Origin of the sequence: Pseudomonas sp. GM102, from assembly GCF_000282555.1 — a bacterium.
Lineage (GTDB): Bacteria > Pseudomonadota > Gammaproteobacteria > Pseudomonadales > Pseudomonadaceae > Aquipseudomonas.
Map to the genome: position 1 here is coordinate 67,631 of NZ_AKJB01000064.1, position 22,056 is coordinate 89,686.

Consider the following 22,056-nt stretch of genomic DNA (forward strand, 5'->3'; position numbering starts at 1 on the left):
AATAGGATTTATCTGATCATCGGCGTGGATTTTCAGAGCTGCAGGATCAGCGTTTTCAGCGGTGGCTGCTGGTCCATCGACGGGAAATCACTACCCGGTGTCAGCGCTGTCCACTCACGCACCGGGCGCCCGGCCTTCTCTGCGCAGCGCAAAACCTGCTCGCGCCAATCGTCCATGCTGACCTTCGCCAGGTTGTTGCAGCAGATCAGCACGCCATCATCGGCGGTGGTCAGCAGCGCCGGTTTGAGCAGGCTCTGGTAGTCACGCAACAGGTCGACCGTGCCGAAGGCACTCTTGGCCCAGGCCGGAGGATCGAGCAGCACCAGATCGTACTGACGCGGGTCCAGACGTTGATAGCTCGGCAGTTTCTGCCCGCGACGCTGACTGATCGGCAGGCCGGCCAATTGACGAATCGCCGGGAAATAATCGGACTGGATGAATTCCATCGTCGGCAATTGCGGGTTGAGCAGACCGTTCTCGCGGCCGACCGCCAGATTGCCTTCGGCAAAGTCCAGGTTGCACACCTCGCTCGCACCACCCGCCGCGGCGCTGAGGCCGACGCCACAGGTGTAGGCAAACAGGTTCAGCACACTTTTGTTTTTGCTGTGCGCCTTGACCCAGCCGCGAGCGTTGCGCAGGTCGAGAAACAGCAACGGATCCTGGCCGGCGTGGCGCCCGCGAACCCGGTAGTTCAGTCCCCATTCGTGACCGATCAAGTCTTGCAGGGCGGCTTCGTCGGCGCGGTAGACGGTGTCTTCGCGGTCGATGCGCGAGTTGCCACGGGAACGGTCGTTGTAGACCAGCAGGGTGTCGAGGCCCAGCTGTTGATTGACGGTCTCGTGCAGTTGCAGCAGGGCGTCACGCTCCAGCGCCTGATGAAAGCTTTGCACCAACAGTTGCGGGCCGTAGCGGTCGATGGTCAGGCCGCCGGCGCCTTCCTGGCTGCCGTGGAACAGGCGATAGCAATCGGTGTCTTGCTGATGCAGCTCGGCGAGCAAGTCCTGGCGACGATCAAGGGCGGCGCACAGCGCCTGATTCAAGGAAGACATGCTGGGCGCCTTGCAGGAGGGAATTAGGGCGCGGGAGTTTAACAGCTTGGACGATAAAGAACCTGTACCTGTTGGAGCGAGGCTTGCCCGCGAAGACGGCGGGACAGTCAACATCAATGTCGCCTGACACACCGCTTTCGCGGGCAAGCCTCGCTCCTACAGGTTCAGGCGTTGATCGATCAGCCCTTGCACCACGCTCGGGTCGGCGAGGGTGGAGGTGTCGCCCAGGCTGTCCAGTTCATTGCAGGCGATCTTGCGCAGAATTCGTCGCATGATTTTGCCCGAACGGGTTTTCGGCAGGGCCGGCGCCCATTGGATCAAGTCCGGTTTGGCGAAGCTGCCAATTTCCTTGCTGACATGCGCGAGCAATTGTTTCTTCAGTTCGTCATTGGGTTCGGTGCCATTCATGGGCGTGACGAAGGCATAGATGCCCTGGCCTTTGACGTCATGGGGATAACCGACCACGGCAGCCTCGGCGATGCTGTCGTGCAGCACCAGCGCGCTTTCCACTTCGGCCGTGCCGATGCGGTGCCCGGAGACGTTGATCACGTCGTCGATGCGCCCGGTGATCCAATAATCGCCGTCCTCGTCACGACGCGCGCCATCGCCGGTGAAGTAGTAGCCGGGGTAGGGCTTGAAGTAGGTTTCGATCATCCGTTTCGGGTCGCCGTAGACGCTGCGGATCTGCGCCGGCCAACTGGACTTGATGGCCAATATGCCGCTGCCGGCACCTTTGATTTCCTTGCCGTGTTCGTCGAGCAATACCGGTTGCACGCCGAACATCGGTTGGGTGGCGCAACCGGGTTTGATCCGTTGGGTGCTGACCAGCGGGCTGAGCATGATGCCGCCGGTTTCGGTCTGCCACCAGGTATCGACAATCGGGCAGCGCTGCTCGCCGACTGTATTGAAATACCACTCCCAGGCTTCCGGATTGATCGGCTCGCCGACGGTGCCGAGTAACCGCAGGCTCTCGCGGGACGTTTCCTTCAACGGCTCGGGGCCTTCACGCATCAGTGCACGCAGGGCAGTCGGGGCGGTGTAGAAGATGTTCACATGGTGCTTGTCGATCACCTGCCAGAAGCGCGAGGTGCTGGGGTAGCTCGGCACGCCTTCGAAGATCAGCGTGGTCGCCCCGTTGGCCAGTGGTCCGTAGACAATGTAGCTATGGCCGGTGACCCAGCCGACATCGGCGGTGCACCAGAAGACTTCACCGTCGCGATAGTCGAGCACGTACTTGAAGGTCATGGCCGCTTGCAGCAGATAGCCGCCAGTGGTGTGCAGCACGCCTTTGGGTTTACCGGTGCTGCCGGAGGTATAGAGGATGAACAGCGGGTCTTCGGCGTCCATCGGCTCTGGCGGGCAGTCATCGCTGACGTCGCGCAAAGCCTGGTGGTACCAGATGTCCCGATCGTCGACCCAGTTAACCCGGCCTTGGGTGCGTTCGACCACGATCACGGTGTTCACGTCGGGGCAGCTTTGCAGCGCGGTGTCGACGTTCTGTTTGAGCGGCACGAATTTACCGCCGCGCACGCCTTCGTCGGCAGTGATTACGGTGCGGCAATCGGCGTCGAGGATCCGGTCACGCAACGAGTCCGGGGAGAAGCCGCCGAACACCACCGAATGAATCGCACCGATCCGCGCGCAGGCGAGCATGGCGTAGGCGGCTTCGGGGATCATCGGCATGTAGATGCACACGCGGTCGCCTTTCTTCACGCCACGGCCTTTGAGCACGTTGGCCAGTCGGCAGACGTTGTGATGGAGTTTTTTGTAGGTGATCTGGGCGGATTCGGCGGGGTCATCGCCTTCCCAGATGATCGCGATTTGATCGCCGCGTTTTTCCAGGTGACGGTCAATGCAGTTGTAACTGACGTTTAACTGTCCACCAGCGAACCAGCTCGCTTCACCGGTTTTCAGATCGTAACGCTGGACGGTTTGCCACGGTGCGCTCCAGTCGAGAAAGCGTGTGGCCTGTTCGGCCCAGAAGGTGCTGGGGTGCTCGATGGATTGGCGGTACAGGCGTTGGTAGTCGTCTTGACTTAACTGTGCAGCCCGGCGGACGGCATCGGCTTTGGGGAACGTGCTGATATCGAACATGACGGTTCCTTATTCTTGTTACGACAAGTAATAAAGATGCGCCGAGTGGGGGAAGGGTTCAATACCGAAAGCAGACACAACCTGTAGGAGCAGAGCTTGCTCGCGAAGCAGACGCCTCGGTGCATCAAGTACACAGAGTCATCGTTCTTCGCGAGCAAGCTTCGCTCCTACAGAACAGGTGTCAAATCACCCGCGGTGACGACCGCGGAAGTAGTTGATCAGGCCTTGGGTGGAGGCATCGTCAGCCGGGGTTTCTTCGCTGCCGACCAGGCGGTTATAGACACCTTTGCCCAGTTCCTTGCCCAGTTCCACGCCCCACTGGTCGAAGGCGTTGATGCCCCAGACCACGCTTTGCACGAAGACTTTATGTTCGTACATCGCCACCAGTGCGCCGAGACGACGCGGGCTGATACGTTCGACCACCAGGGTGTTGCTCGGACGGTTGCCCGGGATCACCTTGTGCGGCGCGACTTTTTGTACTTCCTCTTCGCTCAAGCCCTTGTCGCGCAGTTCGGCTTCGGCCTCGCCCAAGGTCTTGCCCAGCATCAGCGCCTGGCTTTGCGACAGGCAGTTGGCGTACAGCCACTGGTGGTGGTCGGACACCGGATTGAAGCTGACGATCGGCACGATAAAATCAGCCGGAATCAGCTGAGTGCCTTGGTGCAGCAACTGGTGATAAGCGTGCTGACCGTTGCAGCCGACGCCGCCCCAGATCACCGGGCCGGTATCGGTGGACACTGGCGTACCGTCCTGGCGCACGCTCTTGCCGTTGGATTCCATGTCCAGCTGTTGCAAGTGTTTGGTGATGTTGCGCAGGTAGTGGTCGTACGGCAGGATCGCGTGGCTTTGCGCGCCCCAGAAGTTGCCGTACCAGACGCCGAGCAACGCCAGCAGCACTGGCATGTTCTGTTCGAATGGCGCGCTCTGGAAGTGCTGGTCCATGGTGTAGGCACCGGACAGCAACTCCTTGAAGTTCGACATGCCGATGGCCAGAGCAATCGGCAAACCGATAGCCGACCACAGCGAGTAACGGCCGCCGACCCAATCCCACATCGGGAAGATGTTTTCTTCGCGAATACCGAACGCCACCGCAGCAGCATTGTTGCTGGATACGGCGATGAAGTGACGGTACAGCTCGGCTTCCGAACCACCCTGAGCCAAGTACCAGGCGCGTGCGGCCTGGGCGTTTTTCAGGGTTTCGAGGGTGTTGAAGGATTTCGACGAGACGATAAACAGCGTGGTCTCGGCGCGCAGCTTCATGGTCAGTTCGTGGAATTCACTGCCGTCGATGTTCGCCAGGTAATGGCAGCGCACGCCTTTCTGGGCGTAGGACAGCAGCGCTTCGGACACCAGTTCAGGGCCGAGGAACGAGCCACCGATGCCGATGTTGACCACGTCAGTGATCGGCTTCTCGGTGTAACCGCGCCACAAACCGTCGTGGATACGGCCCACGAGGTCGGTGATCTGGTTCAACACCTTGTGTACATCGGGCATCACGTTGACGCCGTTGACCGACAGCTTGTCGCCCACCGGGCGGCGCAGTGCGGTGTGCAGCGCGGGGCGGCCTTCGGAAGAGTTGACGATTTCGCCATCGAACAGCGCTTTGATCGCGCCTTTGAGGTCGACTTCGTTGGCCAGGCCCACCAGCAGATTGCGGGTCTGGGCGTTGATCAGGTTTTTCGAGTAGTCGAGAAACAGGCCGCAGCTGCTAAGGGTGAATTGAGTAAAGCGCTGCGGATCGGCATTAAAGGCTTCGCGCATGCTGAAATCCTGCATGGCTTGGCGGTGGTCATTCAACGCTTGCCAGGCGGGCAGAGCGGTAACGTCGTGAGGAGTGCGGTAGTACGCCATCGCTGCGGTTTTCCTTTTTACTTGAACGGCCTTTTGAACACTAAAAATCCCGGAGGCGCTGTGGGTGGGCGTCCGGTCAACTGCGTCGACACGATTTCATGGCGCAGGGCGAATACAGTAAACCTCGCGCTGCAATCTGTCTTGACTTTGTCTGACCTGCTCCCGGTACTTTTTTAACATTTAAACAGGGAGCGGTCCGACAAACGGAAGGCTGACAGAGGGAGGGGCTCGATCAGGCGACCTGAACCGGAATGGCATTGCTGGTGTGGCTCAACTCGTTACCCGGTGCCATGTAGAGCATGCGCGGCTGGAAGTTGAGCAGTTCGGCTTCGCTGTAGTGGGCGTAAGCGCAGATGATCACGCGGTCGCCGACCTTGGCCTTGTGCGCCGCGGCACCGTTGACCGAAATCATGCGCGAACCTTCTTCGCCACGAATCGCGTAGGTGGTGAAGCGTTCGCCGTTGTCGACGTTGTAGATCTGGATCTGTTCGTACTCACGGATGCCGGACAGATCCAGCCATTCACCGTCGATGGCGCAAGAGCCTTCGTAATCGAGTACAGCGTGGGTAACTTCGGCGCGATGCAGCTTGGCCTTGAGCATGATGGCGTGCATGAGTGTTTCCCCAGGTCGGAATCGAACGGCGGGCAGTTTGCCCGAAGGCATGAAGGGCGGCAATACGATGTGGAAATTGACGCAAGACCAATGTGGGAGCGGGCTTGCCCGCGATGGCGTACTAACAGTCAACATCTCTGTCGACTGTTAAATCGCTATCGCGGGCAAGCCCGCTCCCACAGGGTTTTGTAGTGTTTATGCGGGCGCGTCGAGATTCAGATGCAGGTTGTCGATCAACCGCGTCGTGCCCAGGAACGCCGCTACCAGAATCACCAGATCCCGATCTTCGGCCGTCGCCGGACGCAAGGTCAGCGCATGGCGAATTTCCAGATAATCCGCACGCAGGCCAGCGGCTTCAAGCTGTTTGATTTGCTCGTTGATCAACGTCGGGTAATCCCGCTCGCCCTGTTTAATTGCATCGGCAATATGGCTCAGGGTGCGATAGACCACCGGCGCGATGGCCCGTTGTTCTTCGCTGAGGAAACCATTGCGCGACGACAGCGCCAGACCGTCGGCCGCACGTACGGTAGGCTCACCGATAATCTGGATCGGCATGTTCAAGTCATGCACCAGGGCGCGAATCACCGCCAGTTGCTGGAAGTCTTTCTGGCCGAAGATCGCCAGGTCCGGCTGGACCATGTTGAACAGCTTGCTGACCACGGTCGCCACCCCTTCGAAATGCCCCGGACGGCTGGCGCCGCACAGGCCCTCGGACAGTTGCGGAACACAGACGCGGGTCTGACCGGCCATGCCGTCGGGGTACATTTCTTCGACGGTTGGTGCGAACAGCAGATGGCAACCGGCCTGGAGCAGCTTCTCCTGATCGGCGGCCAGGGTCCGCGGGTACTTGTCGAGGTCTTCGCCGGCACCAAATTGCAGCGGATTGACGAAAATGCTCGCGACCACGAAATCCACCCGTTGGGTGGCTTTGGTAATCAGCGCGATATGCCCACTATGCAGGTTGCCCATGGTCGGCACGAAGCCGATGCGCTTGCCTTCGCTACGGGCACGGGCCACGGCGGCCCGCAGTTCGCGTACGGTTTTTACGGTGTTCATGCAGAGAATCCGTGTTCGATGCCAGGGAAAGTCGCCGCTTTGACTTCAGTGACGTAAGCGCTCAAGGCGGCTTGAATGCTGGTTTGGCCGGTCATGAAGTTCTTCACGAATTTGGGCACGCGACCGGTAATGGACAAACCAAGCATGTCGTGCAGGACCAGTACCTGGCCGTCGGTGCCACTGCCGGCGCCGATACCGATCACCGGGATCTTCACCGCCTGGGAGATTTCTTCAGCCAGTTCGCTGGGCACGCATTCGAGCAGCAGCATGGCCGCGCCGGCCTGTTCCAGGGAAATGGCATCGGCACGCATTTGCCGCGCCTGGTTCTCGTTGCGTCCCTGGACTTTATAGCCGCCCAGGATGTTGACCGATTGCGGTGTCAGCCCCATGTGCGCGCACACCGGGATGCCACGTTCGGCCAGCAGACGGATCGAGTCCGCGAGCCACAATGCGCCTTCAACCTTGACCATGTGCGCACCAGCCTGCATTAACAGGGCGCTGTTGGTCATGGTTTGTTCGAGGGTGGCGTAGGCCATGAAGGGTAGGTCGGCGAGGATCAGGGCATCGGTGTTGCCGCGTTTGACGGCCGCTACGTGGTAGGCCATTTCAGCGGTGGTCACCGGCAGGGTACTGTCGTGACCCTGCAAAACCATGCCGAGGGAGTCGCCCACCAGCAGCACTTCAACCCCGGCCTCATTGCAGGCATGGGCGAAGGTCGCGTCATAGCAGGTCAGCATGGTGATCTTTTCACCTTTCTGCTTGAGGCTCTGGAGCGTGGTCAGGGTGATGGCTGGCATGAAAAAATCCTCATTACAGGCGCTATGGAAACTACTGCGAGTAACGCGCGTGATTCGTCATTTATACAGGCGCACCTTCTTTCGTGGTGCTTGTAAGGCCTGGATTGCGCCCTTTGGCGCCGCGTTGGCGGCAGCGGGACGCCTATAGTCGTGAGGAGAACCCGGGAAGTCAATTGCGTGTGTTACCGCATTGTTACGTGTGCGGTGTTACCGGCGTTACTGATGCGATTCAGCAGGTTGGCAGGGATGATTTGCAGATTTTTTGTCCGACAAAAATCCAATGTGGGAGCGAGCCTGCTCGCGATAGCGGTCATTCAGTCAACATCATTGTTGAATGTCAGTCCGTCATCGCGAGCAGGCTCGCTCCCACAGGGATATTTGTCAGGCGTGAGAAATACGTTCCAACCCGACGAACGGGCAGGCGGCGACTAATTCTGTGAGGGTGCGGCCATCGGCCAGGCGCAGATCCGCAGGTGCCAACTCGGCCAACGGATAGAGCACAAAGGCCCGTTCCTGCAGGTGATAGTGGGGGACTTTGAGACGAGGCTCGTCGATCAATCGATCGCCGAACAGCACAATGTCCAGGTCCAGCGTGCGCGGGCCCCAGCGTTCAAGGCGTTCACGGCCCTGGCCGTTCTCGATGGCTTGCAGCGCATCCAGCAGGTCCAGCGGTGCCAGGCTGCTGTCGAGCGCGGCGACCGCGTTGGTGTAACGCGGTTGGCCGGGCAGCAGCGAGTCGCTTTGATAAAACCCGGAAACCCCGACCAGTTCGGTTTGCGGCAACTGCGCCAGTGCTGTGACAGCGCTGCGCAACTGTTCGGCGGGGTCAGCCAGATTGCTGCCCATGCCGATGTAGATGCGTTCCATGGCTTATTCGCCTGTAGCGCTCGGTGCGCCGGCAGTGCGCTTGCGCTTGGCGCCGCCGCTACGGCGACGTTTGCGCGGAGCACCGGTACCGTCGTCCTTGCCGCTGAGGTCGCGGATCATGTCCCGGCGTTCGCTGTCGTTGGCGTCCTGATAGTCGGTCCACCATTCGCCCAGGCCATCGGTCTGCTCACCGGCGCTTTCACGCAGCAGCAGGAAGTCGTAACCGGCGCGGAACCGCGGGTTGTCCAGTAACAGGTCGGCGCGTTTGCCGCTGCGCCGTGGGAGACGCTCCTGCATATCCCAGATCTCGCGGATCGGCATGGTGAAGCGTTTCGGAATGGCAATGCGCTGGCACTGCTCGGCGATCAATTCGTGAGCGGCTTCCTGCATCGCCGGAATCGGCGGCATGCCGCGTTCTTGCAGGCGCAACACACGGGCCGGCAGGGCAGGCCAGAGCAGGGCGGCAAACAGGAATGCCGGGGTGACCGGTTTGTTCTGCTTGATTCGCAGGTCCGTGTTGATCAGGGCTTCACTGATCAGCGTGTGGGTGTAGGTCGGGTTGTACTCCAACGCTGCCGCACTGGCCGGGAACAGCGGATCGAACAACTGCAGGTCGACCAGCATTTCGAAGGTGTCCGCGGCATAGCCGGAGAGGAACAACTTGAGCACTTCTTCGAACAGACGAGCCGACGGAATCTCGCGCAGCAACGGCGCCAGTTCGCGGATCGGCGTGGCGCTGTGTTTTTCGATGCCGAAATTCAGCTTGGCGGCGAAACGCACGGCCCGCAGCATCCGCACCGGGTCTTCCTGGTAGCGTTGCTTCGGATCGCCGATCAGGCGGATCAGGTGATTGCGGATGTCGTGTACGCCGTTGGCGTAGTCGAGAATGCGCTCGCTGACCGGATCGTAATACAAGGCGTTGATGGTGAAGTCGCGGCGTTGCGCGTCTTCTTCCAGGGTGCCGTAGACGTTGTCGCGCAAAATGCGCCCGCTTTCATTACGAGACGATTGGTTGCTGTCTTCGTCCTCGTCGTTTTGCGGGTGATTGGCGCGGAAGGTCGCGACTTCAATGATTTCGCGGCCAAAGTGGATATGCACCAGTTTGAAACGCCGACCGATGATCCGCGCGTTTCGGAATTCGGCGCGTACCTGTTCAGGCGTGGCGCTGGTGGCGACGTCGAAATCTTTCGGCGTAATGCCGAGCAGCATGTCTCGCACACAGCCGCCGACCAGATAAGCCTGGTAACCGGCGTTCTGCAGGCGTTCGACGATATTCACCGCGTAACGGCTGAATTGTGCCTTTTGCAGCGAATGTTGGCCGCTGTTGAGCACTTCAGGCGTACTGCGAATGTGTTGCGTATGACGCTTGGGAGAACGGAATGACTGGAACAACTTCTTCAGCATGGGATGCACTGTTTGAAGGAATGTTCGGCCATAACGAAGAATGACCGCATGATGGGCGGGGATTCTAGCATTTAGTCGGGGGATGGTGTAGGACACAGCAGATATGAGCTGCAAGCCACAAGCTACAAGAGAAAAGCGAAGCGCAGGCGAGGGAGGTTTTTTCAAATCGCAGAAACCACAAGGGGAGCCGAAGCTCCCCAAGAAGTAGTTGCATGCTCTATTTTTATTATTGGTTTCGGGCTTCTTGTTTTTGTTGAGTGCCCTCGCCATGAAGTTTTCCTTCATGACCCTCCCAATCGGGAGCCAAGAGCAAACGGATTGCTTTGGTCGCTGTGTTGCTGTGATCGTTCGATCCAACCAGTTCAGGCACTGTCTTGGGACAGTTTTTTATTATTCTCGGCCTGGTCGTGGGGCAAGCCCCAAATGCAACGCCTCTCCAAAAGAATCAGTTAGCTACGCCTCTCGCCGTCTTGTTTTTATTGTGCGTGAGTCGATTCGTCTTATTTTTATTGTCTTGTACATTGCTTGTTATTGTTCTTGTACTGAACATATAGCAGGGTGCGTGCCAACTTTTGTGAAGCCCAGTAAAACAAGGGGTTAGGCGGGCTAATGGTGTTTTTCGAGGCCAAAAAAACCGGGGCTTCGTTACCGTAAGCCCCGGCTTCTGTTACGCGAAAAAGCTGAGGTAACAGTTTCTTCACAATGTCATGTGTTACCCGCACATCCGACAGCTGCGGTTCAGCTCTCGCTGGCCACCCCGGTCTTGCGCCGCGGAATGCCCAGGCGCTGACGGCGCTCCCACAGGCATTTGCGACTGACCCCTAGTTTGCGGGCCAGTTCGGTTTCGGTCATGTGGTCCTGATGCTCCAGAACGAAGTGCTGGAAGTAGTCTTCCAGGGACAAATCTTCGGTCGGTTCGTGGCTGGTGTTACCGGCGCCGTTGCCTTGCTGGGGCGCCAGACCGATGAACTCATCGTCATCCAGATCGCTCAGTTCGATGTCAATGCCCAGCAGCTCGGCGGAAATTTCCGGGCTCTCGCACAGAATCACCGCACGCTCGACCGCGTTTTCCAATTCGCGAACGTTACCCGGCCAGGAGTAATGCCGAATGGCCTGTTCGGCATCCAGGGCGAATTTCAGATCGGTGCGGTTGACCCGTGCGCTCTGCCGCGCGAGGAATGCAGTGGCAATTTCGTTGACGTCCGCGCCGCGCTCGCGCAGGGCCGGCAACTTCAAGGCGATCACGTGAAGACGGTAATACAAGTCTTCACGGAACTGGCCAATCTTCGCCAGGCTCTTGAGGTCCCGATGGGTCGCGGCAATCAGGCGTACATCAACCTTCTGCGACTGCACCGAACCGACCCGGCGGATTTCCCCTTCCTGCAACACACGCAGCAGGCGGGCCTGCGCTTCCAGTGGCAGTTCACCGATTTCATCGAGGAACAAGGTGCCGCCGTCCGCCGCTTCCACCAACCCGGCACGCCCGGCACTGGCGCCAGTAAACGCGCCTTTTTCGTGGCCGAACAGTTCGGACTCGATCAGGCTTTCCGGAATGGCCGCGCAGTTCACCGAGATCATCGGCGCTTTGGCGCGTTTGGACAGGTTGTGCAGGGCGCGTGCTACCAGTTCTTTACCGGTACCGGATTCACCCTGGATCAGGACATTGGAATCGGTTGGCGCGACTTTACGGATCTTGCTGTACAGGTCCTGCATTGGTGGGCAGGAGCCGATAATGCCGATTTCGCCGTTGCTGTTGTCGACACCGTTTTTCGCGGCGCCATTGCTCGTTTTGCCGACGACCGGTTCACCGCTGGTTTGCGCCGATTGCCGGTCACGCAGGATTCGCGCGACGGCCTGGAGCATTTCGTCGTGATCGAAAGGCTTGGCGATGTAATCCACCGCGCCCATCTTCATGGAGTCGACGGCCGAACGCAGGCTGGCATAACTGGTCATGATCAGCACCGGAGTGCCCTGGCCAAGTTTGATCAACTCGGTACCGGGTGCGCCCGGCAGACGCAGGTCGCTGACGATCAGGTCAAATGTGGGGATGCTGAAACGCTCTTGTGCTTCCTGCACGGATCCGGCTTCGCTGACCTGGTACTGGTTACGTTCCAGCAGACGGCGCAAGGCGGAGCGGATAATTGTTTCGTCTTCGACGATCAAAATGTGCGGCATTGATTCGATACTCTCGACGGTCTCAGTTCACAGCGGACGTCGCTTCGACATGACGCGGCAAAGTTACCCGGATACGGGTGCCGCGTTGGCTTTGAACATCAGCCGGGCTGTCGATGGTGATTTGTCCATAATGCTCTTCAACGATGGAATAGACCAGTGCAAGGCCCAGACCGGTGCCTTCGCCAGGGTCTTTGGTGGTGAAGAAAGGTTCGAACAATCGGTCCATGATGCTCGAGGGAATACCGCTGCCTTCGTCTTCGACGATCAGATCGACCGTGTGTTCGCCGGCTTCGCTTTTGACTCGTACCGCACTGCCCGGAGGCGAGGCGTCGCGGGCGTTTGAGAGCAGGTTGATCAATACCTGGGCGAGCCGCTGCGGGTCACCTTCGACCCAGTGGTCGGGATCGCACAGATTATAGAACTGTACTTCGAAATTGCGCCGGTTCAAGGCCAGCAGGCCGATGGCATCCTGGGCCACTTCCGCCAGACAGACGGGCTCGTCACTGTGCTGATAACTGCCGGCATGGGCGAAGCTCATCAGCGACTGAACGATGCGTGACACGCGTTTGGTCTGCTCGAGGATCTGCCCACTGATTTCCGTGAGTTCGGCGTCTTCTTCACGCTCTTCGCGCAAGTTTTGCGCGAGACAGGCAATGCCGGTGATCGGGTTGCCGATTTCATGGGCCACGCCGGCTGCCAGTCGACCGATGCTGGCCAGGCGCTCAGAGTGCACCAGTTTGTCTTCGAGCATCTGGGTTTCGGTCAAATCTTCCACCAGCAGCACCAGGCCACTGTTACCTGGCGCCAGAGGCTCATCGATCGCCGCTTTGTGCAGGTTCAGCCAGCGCGTCTGACCGTCGAGGGCCAGGTGCTGTTTGTGCAAATGCTCGTCCGGCAGATTGATGAAGCCTTGCAGCAGCTCTTTCCAAGGGTCGGCAATGGTGCTCAGGCGTGAACCGACCACACGCTGCGCGGCAATCCCGGTCAGCTCCTCCATGGCTTTGTTCCACATGAGAATTTCCTGGTCCTTGGCCAGCGAGCACACGCCCATCGGCAGTTCCTGCAAGGTCTGGCGGTGGTAGCGGCGCAGGGCATCGAGTTCGGCGGCAAGACCGGTGAGGCGCGAGTGGTAATCCTCAAGACGGCTTTCGATGAAGTGGATGTCTTCGGTGACGTAGTTTTCGCCGCCAGCCTTGTAGGGCAGGAAGGTTTCGACCATGTCCTGCGCCACGCTCGGGCCCATCAGGCCGGAAAGGTTGGCTTCGATACGGTCACGCAAGCGGCGCAAGGCATACGGCCGGCGCTCGTCGAACGGTAAGTAGAGGTCGCGCAGGGCCTGTTCGACTTCCTTCTGTGCAGCCTTGGCACCCAAGGGTTTGGCCAGTTGCGTGGCGAATTCCTGGGGCGAGGCCGCGTGCAGTTCGCGGCGTTGCGGGCGGCGAACGTTATCCACCGCGCAGGCTTCGGCGGCGCTGGCCTCTTCGGGGCTGGCGTTGGTGAACAACGAGATCAGCGTGAACATCAGCACGTTGGCGGCCAGCGAGGCGATTGCTGCCATGTGCCAGCTAGTGTCGTCCAGCACGTAAATCATGTTCAGCAGTGGAATGTAGAAGCCTTGCAGATTGCCGACCAGCGGCAGCAACATGGTCACCAGCCACACCAGAATCCCCGCCAGCAGGCCTGCGATGAAGCCGCGACGGTTGGCGGTCGGCCAGTACAGTACCGACAACACCCCGGGCAGGAACTGCAACGTGGCAACGAAGGCGACGATGCCGAGGTTGGCCAGATCCTGCTCGGCGCCCAGCATCAGGTAAAAACCGTAACCGGCCATGATGATCGCGACGATCAGCGCCCGGCGGGTCCATTTCAGCCAACGGTAAATATTTCCTTCGGCCGGCGGCTGATAGAGCGGCAACACCAGATGGTTCAGCGCCATCCCGGAGAGCGCCAGCGTGGTGACGATGATCAGGCCGCTGGCCGCCGACAATCCGCCGACATAGGCCAATAGCGCCAGGGCTTTGCTGTTGGCGGCGATGCCAATGCCCAGGGTGAAGTATTCCGGATTGGTCGTGGCGCCGAGTTTCAGGCCGGCCCAGAGAATCAGCGGCACCGCGAGGCTCATCAACAGCAGAAACAGCGGTAAACCCCAGCTCGCACTGACCAGCGAGCGCGGGTTGAGGTTTTCGGTAAAGGTCATGTGGTACATGTGCGGCATCACAATCGCCGAGGCGAAGAACACCAGCAGCAGCGTGCGCCACGGGCCTTCCTGCAATGGCGTGTGCAGGGCAGCGAGGGCGGTCTGGTTTTGCAGCAGCCACAGTTCCAGCTGCTGCGGGCCATCGAACACGCCATACAGCGCATACAGGCCGACGCCGCCAATCGCGATCAGTTTGATCACCGACTCGAAGGCAATCGCGAACACCAGGCCTTCATGTTTCTCGCGGGTAGCGATGTGGCGTGAGCCGAAGAAAATCGTGAACAGGGTAATCAGTGCGCAGAAGCTCAGGGCCACGCGATGCTGCACCGGCTCGCGGGTGAGGATACTGATGGAGTCGGCCACTGCCTGAATCTGCAGCGCCAGCAACGGCAGCACGCCGATCAGCATGAAAATTGTCGTCAGTGCGCCAGCCCAGGTGCTGCGGAAACGAAACGCGAACAAGTCGGCCAGGGACGAGAGTTGATAAGTACGGGTGATTTTCAGGATCGGGTACAAAAGCACCGGCGCCAGCAGAAACGCTCCGGAAACCCCGAGGTAGCTGGACAGAAAACCGTAGCCGTACTGATAGGCCAGGCCCACCGTGCCGTAAAACGCCCAGGCGCTGGCGTAGACACCCAGCGACAGGGTGTACGTCAGCGGGTGGCGAATGATCGCCCGGGGGATCATGCCCCGTTCGCTGATCCAGGCCACGCCGAACAGCACCGCCAGGTACGCGGCGCTGATCAGGATCATCTGGGTCAGGCTAAAGCTCATCGGCATCTTTTTGGCTCTGCAGGATGAAGGTCACGACGATCAGGATCAGCCAGAGCAAATACGGGCGATACCAGGCGCCAGTGGCGTCGATCCACCAATCCATGATGGCCGGGGAGAACAGATAAATCCCCACTACCAGGAGCAGGACCAAGCGATAGATGTACATCCCGGCCTCTCTTTTTTATGCGCGTGCCCGAAAACGTGCGGCGATGGTAACGGATGGGCGCGCCACTGCAAGTGGCATCACTGCAGTTGCGCTTCGGGCAATGTCAGTGTGCGCGGGATCAGCGATGCATCCCAGTGGGTAATCCCCCAGTTCAGCACTTCCCGTGGCGTGGCGTCATTCAGTTCGGTCGCAGGTTTGTGCCCCAGCGCCCGCAATGCGCGCAGCAACAGCGGCGTGGCCTGATCTTCGGTCAGCGGCGGCGATCGATAGGATTTGCCGAGTTTGTGGCCGTCCGGCTGGGTAATCAGCGGGATGTGCAGGTAGCGCGGTTGCGGCAGGCCCAGCAGTTCTTGCAGATAGAGCTGGCGCGGCGTGGAATCCAGCAGGTCGGCGCCGCGCACGATATCGGTGATGCCTTGCCAGGCGTCGTCCAGCACCACCGCCAATTGATAGGCGTAGAGCCCGTCGCGACGGCGGATCACAAAATCACCGACTTCCCGGCCCAGGTGTTGACGGAATTCGCCCTGCACCCGGTCGATGAAGTGGTATTCCAGCTCCGGTACACGCAGGCGGATCGCCGCGTTCTCGGTGTCGTGCCCCGCGTTGCGGCAGAACCCGGGATAGATGCCGTGATACGGCTCCAATTGCTTGCGCGAACAGGTGCAAGCGTAGGCCAGGCCCTGATTGAACAGGCGATTGATGACTTCGTCATAGGCAGCGTGCCGTTCACTCTGTCGGACCATGTCGCCATCCCACTCGAACCCGTAGCTTTCCAGCGCCTTGAGAATCGCCGCCTGAGCGCCGGGCTCTTCCCGTGGCGGATCGAGATCTTCCATGCGCACCAGCCAGCGGCCGCCGACCGAACGGGCGTCGAGGTACGAGGCCAGCGCTGCGACCAGCGAACCGAAATGCAAGTGGCCGCTGGGCGTAGGGGCGAAACGCCCGATGTAGGCGGGGGAGGCGATGGTGGTCATAAGGGCGATGTCAGGCTGTTCAATCGTTTTGAGCATGGCTTGAAGCCGCCTTCGCGAGCAAGCTTCACTCCTACAGAAGATTGTGCTGGCCTTTGTAGGAGCGAAGCTTGCTCGCGAAGGCGATCTTGAAGACGCAACAAATATCAGCAAATGTCAGAAACAAAAAACGGAGCGTTCGCACGCTCCGTTCTTCGTTCAAGTCGCAAAGATTACTTGCCGACTTGTTTTTCCTTGATTTCCGCCAGGGTCTTGCAGTCAACGCACATGTCGGCGGTAGGGCGGGCTTCCAGTCGCTTGACGCCGATTTCGACGCCGCAGGACTCGCACCAGCCGTATTCTTCGTCTTCGATCAATTGCAGGGTTTTGTCGATTTTCTTGATCAGCTTGCGCTCGCGGTCGCGGGCGCGCAATTCGAGGCTGAATTCCTCTTCCTGGCTGGCACGGTCTGCCGGGTCAGGAAAGTTGGCCGCTTCGTCTTTCATGTGATCAACAGTACGGTCGACTTCCTGCATCAAGTCCTGTTTCCACTTGTTCAGGATCTTGGTGAAGTGAGCGCGCATGGGCTTGCCCATGTACTCTTCGCCCTTCACTTCTTTGTAGGGTTCGAAGCCGCTGATCGACTGATTTTGCTGCTTTGCTTGGGTGGGCATGAAATGGACCGCCTCTACTCTTGTAATCCATTGCGCAGGATTGCTCCATCACCGACACCTGCCGGCCCTGCGGCTGCAAGCGGGCGAACTTACCAGATCAAATCGGACCGCGCTACTCCCGGATGTCGAGCCCGCGGCCCGTGGCGCTTGCAAAAGATTGCAAAGCCTTGCCTGGTGGCTCTGGAGACCTGATCAATTATTGATTTTAGTCAAACCTGGAGCATACGCTTGAACCGTTTGAGACCAGCATTATATGGGCTCTGACCGCTTTAGGTTCTCGCTCGTTCCTGCGCTTGGGTAGAATCGATTCTTTTCCCCGTTGTAAGGAAGGCTAATGGCTCTGTCCTACAGTGCGCGCAGTCGCGCTATCGAACCATTTCACGTCATGGCCCTGCTGGCGCGGGCCAACGAGCTGCAAGCAGCCGGGCACGACGTGATTCACCTGGAAATCGGCGAGCCGGACTTCACCACCGCCGAGCCGATCATCCAGGCCGGCCAGGCCGCGCTGACGGCGGGGAAGACTCGTTACACCGCCGCTCGCGGCATTCCTGAGTTGCGTGAAGCCATTTCGGGCTTTTATCAGCAACGTTACGGGCTGAACATCGATCCGCAACGAATTCTCATCACGCCCGGCGGTTCAGGCGCATTGCTGTTGGCCAGCGCCTTGCTGGTGGACCCAGGTAAACACTGGCTGCTGGCAGATCCGGGTTACCCGTGCAACCGGCATTTCCTGCGGTTGGTGGAAGGCGCGGCGCAACTGGTGCCGGTCGGCCCGGACGTGCGTTATCAGCTGACCCCGGACCTGGTTGCGCGTCATTGGGACCACGACAGCGTCGGCGCACTGGTGGCGTCGCCGGCCAACCCGACCGGGACCATCCTGACCCGCGACGAGTTGGCCGGGCTCTCTGCAGCGATCAAGGCCCGCCACGGCCACTTGGTGGTTGACGAGATCTACCATGGCCTGACTTACGGCACGGAGGCGGCCAGCGTGCTGGAAGTCGACGACAGCGCCTTCGTCCTCAATAGTTTTTCCAAGTATTTCGGCATGACCGGCTGGCGCCTCGGTTGGCTGGTAGCGCCAGAAGCGGCGGTCGGTGAGCTGGAAAAACTCGCCCAGAACCTCTACATCAGCGCGCCGAGCATGGCCCAGCACGCCGCATTGGCTTGCTTCGAGCCCGCCACTATTCAAATTTTCGAGGAGCGCCGCGCCGAGTTCGGACGACGTCGTGATTTCCTGCTGCCAGCCCTGCGTGAATTGGGCTTCGGTATTGCCGTAGAGCCGGAAGGTGCTTTCTATTTGTACGCTGATATCAGCAAGTTCGGCGGCGATGCCTTCGCGTTTTGCCGACATTTCCTCGAAACCGAGCACGTCGCGATTACGCCGGGCCTGGACTTCGGTCGTTATCAGGCCGGGCATCATGTGCGGTTTGCCTACACCCAGAGTCTTCCACGCTTGCAAGAAGCGGTCGAACGGATCGCTCGCGGTTTGAAGAGCTGGCAAGGCTGATGCGCTTTCATCCTCCCCTCGAAGAAGGTCGTTTGATTCGTCGCTACAAACGTTTTCTCGCTGATATCGAAACCGTTGGCGGCGAGTTGCTGACCATTCACTGCCCAAACACCGGTTCGATGCTTAATTGCCAAGTCGAAGGGGGGCAAGTCTGGTTCAGCCGTTCCAACGACCCCAAGCGTAAATTGCCCGGCACCTGGGAAGTCGGCGAAACCCCGCAGGGGCGACTGTTCTGCGTAAACACCGGGCGTGCCAACGGTTTGATCGAGGAGGCGTTGCGGGCCAATGTCATCACCGAGCTGAACGGCTTTACCGAACTGAAGCGCGAAGTGGCCTACGGTCAGGAGAGCAGCCGCATCGATTTCCGTCTCGATTACCCGAGCGGGCCAGCGTATGTGGAAGTCAAAAGCGTCACCCTGGGCTTCGATGGCTCGTTGGTGGCGGCATTTCCCGACGCGGTCACCCAGCGCGGGGCCAAGCATTTGCGGGAGTTGGCGCATTTGGCCCGGGACGGGATTCGTGCCGTGCAGTTGTATTGCGTGAACCTGACCGGCATCGACTCCGTGCGTCCTGCTGAAGAAATCGATTCGGCCTACGCGGCGGCGTTACGCGAAGCGGTGGCGTGCGGGGTCGAAGTGCTGGCGTATGGCGTTCACTTGACCCACGAAGAGATGGTGGTCGATCGGCGGCTGGAAGTGCTGTTAAACGGTTAGAGCGTGACCCAGATCCCTTGCTCGTCTTCGTGGCAGGGGATGGTGGTCAGGGATTGCCCGGCGCATGGGCCGGCGACGCATTCGCCGTCTTCGATCAGAAACAATGCGCCGTGGGTGGCGCACTGGATCAGGCTGTTGCTGGGGTCGAGAAACTGGTCGGGCTTCCATTCCAGTCCGACGCCCCGGTGCGGGCAGCGATTTTCATACACATACACCCGGCCACCCCGGCGCACGGCCAGGAGCTTCTGACCGTCGACGTCGAAACCGCGACTGCTGGCGTCAGCCAATTCGGCGCCTGTGCAAAGATGCTTCATGTCTATCCTCAAATCCCGCAGCTCGTGACCAGATATGTCCGAGCTTGACGTTCAAATGCAAACAATTATCAAATGGCCGCTCACCCACGGGGCGATTGCCGGATGCCGAGGATACTTGGCTTGTCATCTCGATGCCCGGGAAACCCTTTAAAGGAAGCTGTTTATGCGCCTGAGTACCCGCGTTGCTGCGCTCTGTGTCGGCCTGCTTGTCAGTCACCAGGCCTTGGCAGCCGAGTTGCCGCAACGTTGGGTCAGTGCTGGTGGCGCCTTGTCGGAATGGGTCAGCGCACTGGGCGGTGAGTCGAAACTGGTGGGTGTCGATACCACCAGTCAGCATCCCGAATCGTTGAAGACACTGCCGAGCATCGGCTATCAACGGCAACTCTCGGCAGAGGGCATACTGAGTTTGCACCCGCAGATCCTGGTGGGTACCGAAGAAATGGGGCCGCCACCGGTACTTTCACAGATTCGCAGCGCGGGCGTTCAGGTCGAACTGTTCTCGGCCCAGCCAGATTTGCCGACGTTGCAGGGTAACTTGCAGCATTTGGGCAAATTGTTGGGGGCTGAAGATCGGGCTTTGCAAGTGTTTTTGACTTATCAACAGCAACTCGATCAGCAACAAGCGCGGGTAAGTCAGGTGCAACTCAAACACAAAGCACCGGGCGTATTGCTGCTGTTGGGCCACGCGGGCGGCAAGCCGTTGATTGCCGGTAGAGACACCGCCGCTGATTGGTTGCTGCGACAGGCCGGCGGCCACAATCTGGCAACCCATACTGGCTACAAACCGTTTTCCGTAGAGTCCCTGGCCAGTCTGAATCCCGAAGTGCTGGTGTTTGCCGACCGTGCGCTGACGGGCGATGCGGCGCGGGCGGCGCTGTTCAAGGAGAATCCGATCCTCTCGTCCACCCGCGCGGCCAAGGACGGGCGAGTCATGGAGCTGGACCCGACGTTGTTGGTGGGTGGGCTGGGGCCACGGTTGCCGGAAAGCCTGATCAGGCTGTCTGACGAGTTCTATCCCGGTACGACCGGCCAATGACCCTTCTGGTTAAACCCCGTGCGCTATTCATTGGTCTGAGCCTGCTGTGTTTGCTGGCGATCTGGTTGTCGCTGGCGTTGGGGCCGGTGAGTTTGCCGTTGTTCGATACCTTGCGTGCGGCGTTGCGGCTGATTGGTTTGCCAATCGCACCCGACGGGTTGGAGCAGGCCGAGCTGATCCTTGGGCAGATTCGCTTGCCACGAACCTTGCTGGGCTTGGCGGTGGGCGGCGTTCTGGCGCTGTCCGGCGTGGCGATGCAGGGCCTGTTTCGCAATCCGCTGGCCGATCCGGGATTGGTGGGGGTCTCCAGTGGCGCGGCATTGGGCGCAGCCATCGCGATTGTCGGTGGATCGGTGTTCGGCGGTCTGCCTGAATCCTTCGGGCCTTATCTGTTGTCGGTGTGTGCGTTTCTCGGTGGGCTGGGTGTAACGGCGCTGGTCTATCGACTGGGGCGGCGCAATGGCCAGACCAACGTCGCCACCATGTTGCTGGCCGGCATTGCATTGACTGCCCTGGCCAGCTCGGCGGTAGGGTTATTCACCTATCTGGCGGATGACGCGACCCTGCGTACCCTGACCTTCTGGAACCTGGGCAGCCTTAACGGCGCCAGCTATTCACGACTTTGGCCGTTGCTACTGGTGAGCACCGGTGTGGCGCTGTGGTTGCCGCGTCGGGCCAAGGCCTTGAATGCATTGTTGCTGGGGGAGTCGGAGGCCGGTCACCTGGGTATCGATGTCGAAGGCCTCAAGCGCGAACTGGTGTTCTGTACGGCGCTGGGCGTCGGCGCGGCGGTAGCGGCAGCGGGGATGATCGGGTTTGTTGGCCTGGTGGTGCCGCATCTGGTACGGCTGCTGGCCGGTCCCGATCATCGAGTGCTGTTGCCGGCGTCGGTATTGGCGGGCGCCAGTCTCTTATTGTTTGCTGATCTGGTTGCGCGACTGGCCCTGGCGCCGGCCGAGTTGCCGATCGGGATCGTCACAGCCTTCATCGGCGCACCGTTCTTTCTGTATCTACTGCTCAGAGGGCGCGCCTGATGTTGCGAACGCAGAACCTGCAAATCCGGCGCGGTCGAAAGATTGTTCTCACCGACATCACTCTTGAGCTCAAACCGGGCGAAGTCCTCGGCGTGCTGGGCCCCAACGGGGCTGGCAAAAGCACATTGCTCGGTGCCCTCTGCGGCGAATTGCCTGCGGACCACGGCAGTGTCTGGCTCGATGAGCGGGAGCTGAGTCATTGGGCCGGGGCGCAGCGAGCCCAGCGTTTGGCGGTGTTGCCGCAGGTGTCGACCCTGGATTTTGCCTTTCGCGTCGAAGAAGTGGTCGGCATGGGCCGTTTGCCTTATCAGAGCGGCCGGGTCCGGGATGACGAAATCGTCGCCGCCGCGCTGCAGGCGGCCGATGCGCGGCACCTGAGTGGACGCAGCTATCTGGCGCTGTCTGGCGGTGAGCGTCAGCGGGTGCATCTGGCGCGGGTGTTGGCGCAGCTCTGGCCGGGGGAGGCGGGGCAAACGTTGTTGCTCGATGAGCCGACATCGATGCTCGACCCGCTGCATCAACACACCACTCTGCAAGCGGTGCGCGAATTTGCCGATCGTGGCGCTGCGGTGCTGGTGATCCTGCATGATCTGAACCTGGCGGCACGCTATTGTGATCGTCTGTTACTGCTCGAAGGTGGGCGTCCCGTGGCGCTGGATACGCCGGAGCAGGTGCTGCGCCCGGAACCGCTCAAGGCTGTGTTCGGGTTGGAAGTACTGGTGCAGCCGCACCCGGAGCGTGGGCATCCGCTGATCATCGCCCGCTGAGCATTTCATCGAGGTGAG

19 protein-coding genes are annotated in these 22,056 nt (G+C 60.0%); 5 read left to right on the forward strand and 14 right to left on the reverse strand.

Annotated features, from left to right (window positions below; translation table 11 throughout):
• Positions 1-32 precede the first annotated feature (32 nt).
• The 13 genes from PMI18_RS12645 to dksA all read right to left on the reverse strand — a co-directional run bounded on the left by PMI18_RS12645 (position 33) and on the right by dksA (position 16,667).
• Entirely contained in the window at positions 33-1,049 is a 1,017-nt protein-coding gene (locus PMI18_RS12645; RefSeq protein ID WP_007901980.1) for a class I SAM-dependent rRNA methyltransferase, read from the reverse strand.
• 156 nt (positions 1,050-1,205) lie between these two features.
• Positions 1,206-3,143 (reverse strand): acetate--CoA ligase, encoded by a 1,938-nt coding sequence (acs, locus tag PMI18_RS12640; protein WP_007901984.1) that lies wholly within the window; start codon positions 3,141-3,143, stop codon positions 1,206-1,208.
• 186 nt (positions 3,144-3,329) lie between these two features.
• Positions 3,330-4,994, reverse strand: coding sequence for a glucose-6-phosphate isomerase (gene pgi / locus PMI18_RS12635; protein WP_007901989.1), 1,665 nt, complete (start codon positions 4,992-4,994; stop codon positions 3,330-3,332).
• Positions 4,995-5,226: 232 nt separating this feature from the next.
• Positions 5,227-5,607, reverse strand: a complete 381-nt coding sequence (panD, locus tag PMI18_RS12630) for an aspartate 1-decarboxylase (protein ID WP_007901998.1) — start codon at positions 5,605-5,607, stop codon at positions 5,227-5,229.
• Positions 5,608-5,802: 195 nt separating this feature from the next.
• Positions 5,803-6,663: a pantoate--beta-alanine ligase gene (gene panC / locus PMI18_RS12625; RefSeq protein WP_007902004.1), complete on the reverse strand. Its 861-nt coding sequence runs from the start codon at positions 6,661-6,663 to the stop codon at positions 5,803-5,805.
• Positions 6,660-7,460, reverse strand: a complete 801-nt coding sequence (gene panB, locus PMI18_RS12620; protein ID WP_007902006.1) for a 3-methyl-2-oxobutanoate hydroxymethyltransferase — start codon at positions 7,458-7,460, stop codon at positions 6,660-6,662. Before panB ends, panC begins: the two co-directional genes overlap by 4 nt.
• Positions 7,461-7,841: 381 nt before the next feature.
• Entirely contained in the window at positions 7,842-8,327 is a 486-nt protein-coding gene (folK, locus tag PMI18_RS12615; RefSeq protein WP_007902009.1) for a 2-amino-4-hydroxy-6-hydroxymethyldihydropteridine diphosphokinase, read from the reverse strand.
• Positions 8,328-8,330: 3 nt separating this feature from the next.
• Positions 8,331-9,731 carry a polynucleotide adenylyltransferase PcnB gene (locus tag PMI18_RS12610; RefSeq protein WP_033036534.1) on the reverse strand — a complete coding sequence of 467 codons (1,401 nt, stop codon included), beginning with the start codon at positions 9,729-9,731 and terminating at the stop codon, positions 8,331-8,333.
• Positions 9,732-10,469: 738 nt separating this feature from the next.
• Positions 10,470-11,906: a sigma-54-dependent transcriptional regulator gene (locus PMI18_RS12605; RefSeq protein ID WP_007902014.1), complete on the reverse strand. Its 1,437-nt coding sequence runs from the start codon at positions 11,904-11,906 to the stop codon at positions 10,470-10,472.
• 22 nt (positions 11,907-11,928) lie between these two features.
• Positions 11,929-14,883: a sensor histidine kinase gene (locus PMI18_RS12600; protein ID WP_007902016.1), complete on the reverse strand. Its 2,955-nt coding sequence runs from the start codon at positions 14,881-14,883 to the stop codon at positions 11,929-11,931.
• Positions 14,867-15,043 carry a hypothetical protein gene (locus PMI18_RS30940; protein WP_003176118.1) on the reverse strand — a complete coding sequence of 59 codons (177 nt, stop codon included), beginning with the start codon at positions 15,041-15,043 and terminating at the stop codon, positions 14,867-14,869. The genes PMI18_RS12600 and PMI18_RS30940 overlap by 17 nt, the downstream gene beginning before the upstream one ends.
• Positions 15,044-15,120: 77 nt before the next feature.
• Positions 15,121-16,017, reverse strand: coding sequence for a tRNA glutamyl-Q(34) synthetase GluQRS (gene gluQRS / locus PMI18_RS12590; protein ID WP_033036540.1), 897 nt, complete (start codon positions 16,015-16,017; stop codon positions 15,121-15,123).
• A gap of 209 nt (positions 16,018-16,226) precedes the next feature.
• Positions 16,227-16,667, reverse strand: a complete 441-nt coding sequence (gene dksA, locus PMI18_RS12585) for an RNA polymerase-binding protein DksA (RefSeq protein WP_007902025.1) — start codon at positions 16,665-16,667, stop codon at positions 16,227-16,229.
• 334 nt (positions 16,668-17,001) lie between these two features.
• Here dksA and PMI18_RS12580 point away from each other — a divergent pair, with 334 nt between their 5' ends.
• The gene (locus PMI18_RS12580) at positions 17,002-18,174 is read left to right on the forward strand and encodes a pyridoxal phosphate-dependent aminotransferase (protein ID WP_007902028.1); all 1,173 of its coding nucleotides are present in this window, start codon (positions 17,002-17,004) and stop codon (positions 18,172-18,174) included.
• Positions 18,174-18,887, forward strand: coding sequence for a DNA/RNA nuclease SfsA (sfsA, locus tag PMI18_RS12575; protein WP_007902034.1), 714 nt, complete (start codon positions 18,174-18,176; stop codon positions 18,885-18,887). The genes PMI18_RS12580 and sfsA overlap by 1 nt, the downstream gene beginning before the upstream one ends.
• Here the strand turns inward: sfsA and PMI18_RS12570 are convergent.
• Positions 18,884-19,201, reverse strand: a complete 318-nt coding sequence (locus PMI18_RS12570) for a Rieske (2Fe-2S) protein (protein ID WP_007902038.1) — start codon at positions 19,199-19,201, stop codon at positions 18,884-18,886. The genes sfsA and PMI18_RS12570 overlap by 4 nt on opposite strands.
• Before the next feature lie 163 nt (positions 19,202-19,364).
• Between PMI18_RS12570 and PMI18_RS12565 the strand changes: the two genes are divergently transcribed.
• From PMI18_RS12565 to PMI18_RS12555, 3 genes are read left to right on the forward strand one after another with little or no spacing between them, the layout of a single operon-like run.
• The gene (locus PMI18_RS12565) at positions 19,365-20,237 is read left to right on the forward strand and encodes a heme/hemin ABC transporter substrate-binding protein (protein ID WP_007902039.1); all 873 of its coding nucleotides are present in this window, start codon (positions 19,365-19,367) and stop codon (positions 20,235-20,237) included.
• 50 nt (positions 20,238-20,287) lie between these two features.
• Positions 20,288-21,271 carry a FecCD family ABC transporter permease gene (locus tag PMI18_RS12560; protein ID WP_177319030.1) on the forward strand — a complete coding sequence of 328 codons (984 nt, stop codon included), beginning with the start codon at positions 20,288-20,290 and terminating at the stop codon, positions 21,269-21,271.
• A complete protein-coding gene (locus PMI18_RS12555; protein WP_007902041.1) occupies positions 21,271-22,038 on the forward strand; it encodes a heme ABC transporter ATP-binding protein in 768 nt (255 codons plus the stop codon). The genes PMI18_RS12560 and PMI18_RS12555 overlap by 1 nt, the downstream gene beginning before the upstream one ends.
• The last annotated feature ends 18 nt before the right edge of the window (positions 22,039-22,056 follow it).

Coding starts and splice junctions, on each gene's coding strand:
- panC (WP_007902004.1), bottom strand. CDS start 6,663: ATGAACACCGTAAAAACCGTACGCGAACTGCGGGCCGCCGTGGCCCGT.
- PMI18_RS12610 (WP_033036534.1), bottom strand. CDS start 9,731: ATGCTGAAGAAGTTGTTCCAGTCATTCCGTTCTCCCAAGCGTCATACG.
- folK (WP_007902009.1), bottom strand. CDS start 8,327: ATGGAACGCATCTACATCGGCATGGGCAGCAATCTGGCTGACCCCGCC.
- PMI18_RS12600 (WP_007902016.1), bottom strand. CDS start 14,883: ATGCCGATGAGCTTTAGCCTGACCCAGATGATCCTGATCAGCGCCGCG.
- PMI18_RS12570 (WP_007902038.1), bottom strand. CDS start 19,201: ATGAAGCATCTTTGCACAGGCGCCGAATTGGCTGACGCCAGCAGTCGC.
- PMI18_RS30940 (WP_003176118.1), bottom strand. CDS start 15,043: ATGTACATCTATCGCTTGGTCCTGCTCCTGGTAGTGGGGATTTATCTG.
- PMI18_RS12580 (WP_007902028.1), top strand. CDS start 17,002: ATGGCTCTGTCCTACAGTGCGCGCAGTCGCGCTATCGAACCATTTCAC.
- pgi (WP_007901989.1), bottom strand. CDS start 4,994: ATGGCGTACTACCGCACTCCTCACGACGTTACCGCTCTGCCCGCCTGG.
- acs (WP_007901984.1), bottom strand. CDS start 3,143: ATGTTCGATATCAGCACGTTCCCCAAAGCCGATGCCGTCCGCCGGGCT.
- panB (WP_007902006.1), bottom strand. CDS start 7,460: ATGCCAGCCATCACCCTGACCACGCTCCAGAGCCTCAAGCAGAAAGGT.
- PMI18_RS12555 (WP_007902041.1), top strand. CDS start 21,271: ATGTTGCGAACGCAGAACCTGCAAATCCGGCGCGGTCGAAAGATTGTT.
- PMI18_RS12645 (WP_007901980.1), bottom strand. CDS start 1,049: ATGTCTTCCTTGAATCAGGCGCTGTGCGCCGCCCTTGATCGTCGCCAG.
- sfsA (WP_007902034.1), top strand. CDS start 18,174: ATGCGCTTTCATCCTCCCCTCGAAGAAGGTCGTTTGATTCGTCGCTAC.
- panD (WP_007901998.1), bottom strand. CDS start 5,607: ATGCACGCCATCATGCTCAAGGCCAAGCTGCATCGCGCCGAAGTTACC.
- PMI18_RS12565 (WP_007902039.1), top strand. CDS start 19,365: ATGCGCCTGAGTACCCGCGTTGCTGCGCTCTGTGTCGGCCTGCTTGTC.
- gluQRS (WP_033036540.1), bottom strand. CDS start 16,017: ATGACCACCATCGCCTCCCCCGCCTACATCGGGCGTTTCGCCCCTACG.
- PMI18_RS12605 (WP_007902014.1), bottom strand. CDS start 11,906: ATGCCGCACATTTTGATCGTCGAAGACGAAACAATTATCCGCTCCGCC.
- dksA (WP_007902025.1), bottom strand. CDS start 16,667: ATGCCCACCCAAGCAAAGCAGCAAAATCAGTCGATCAGCGGCTTCGAA.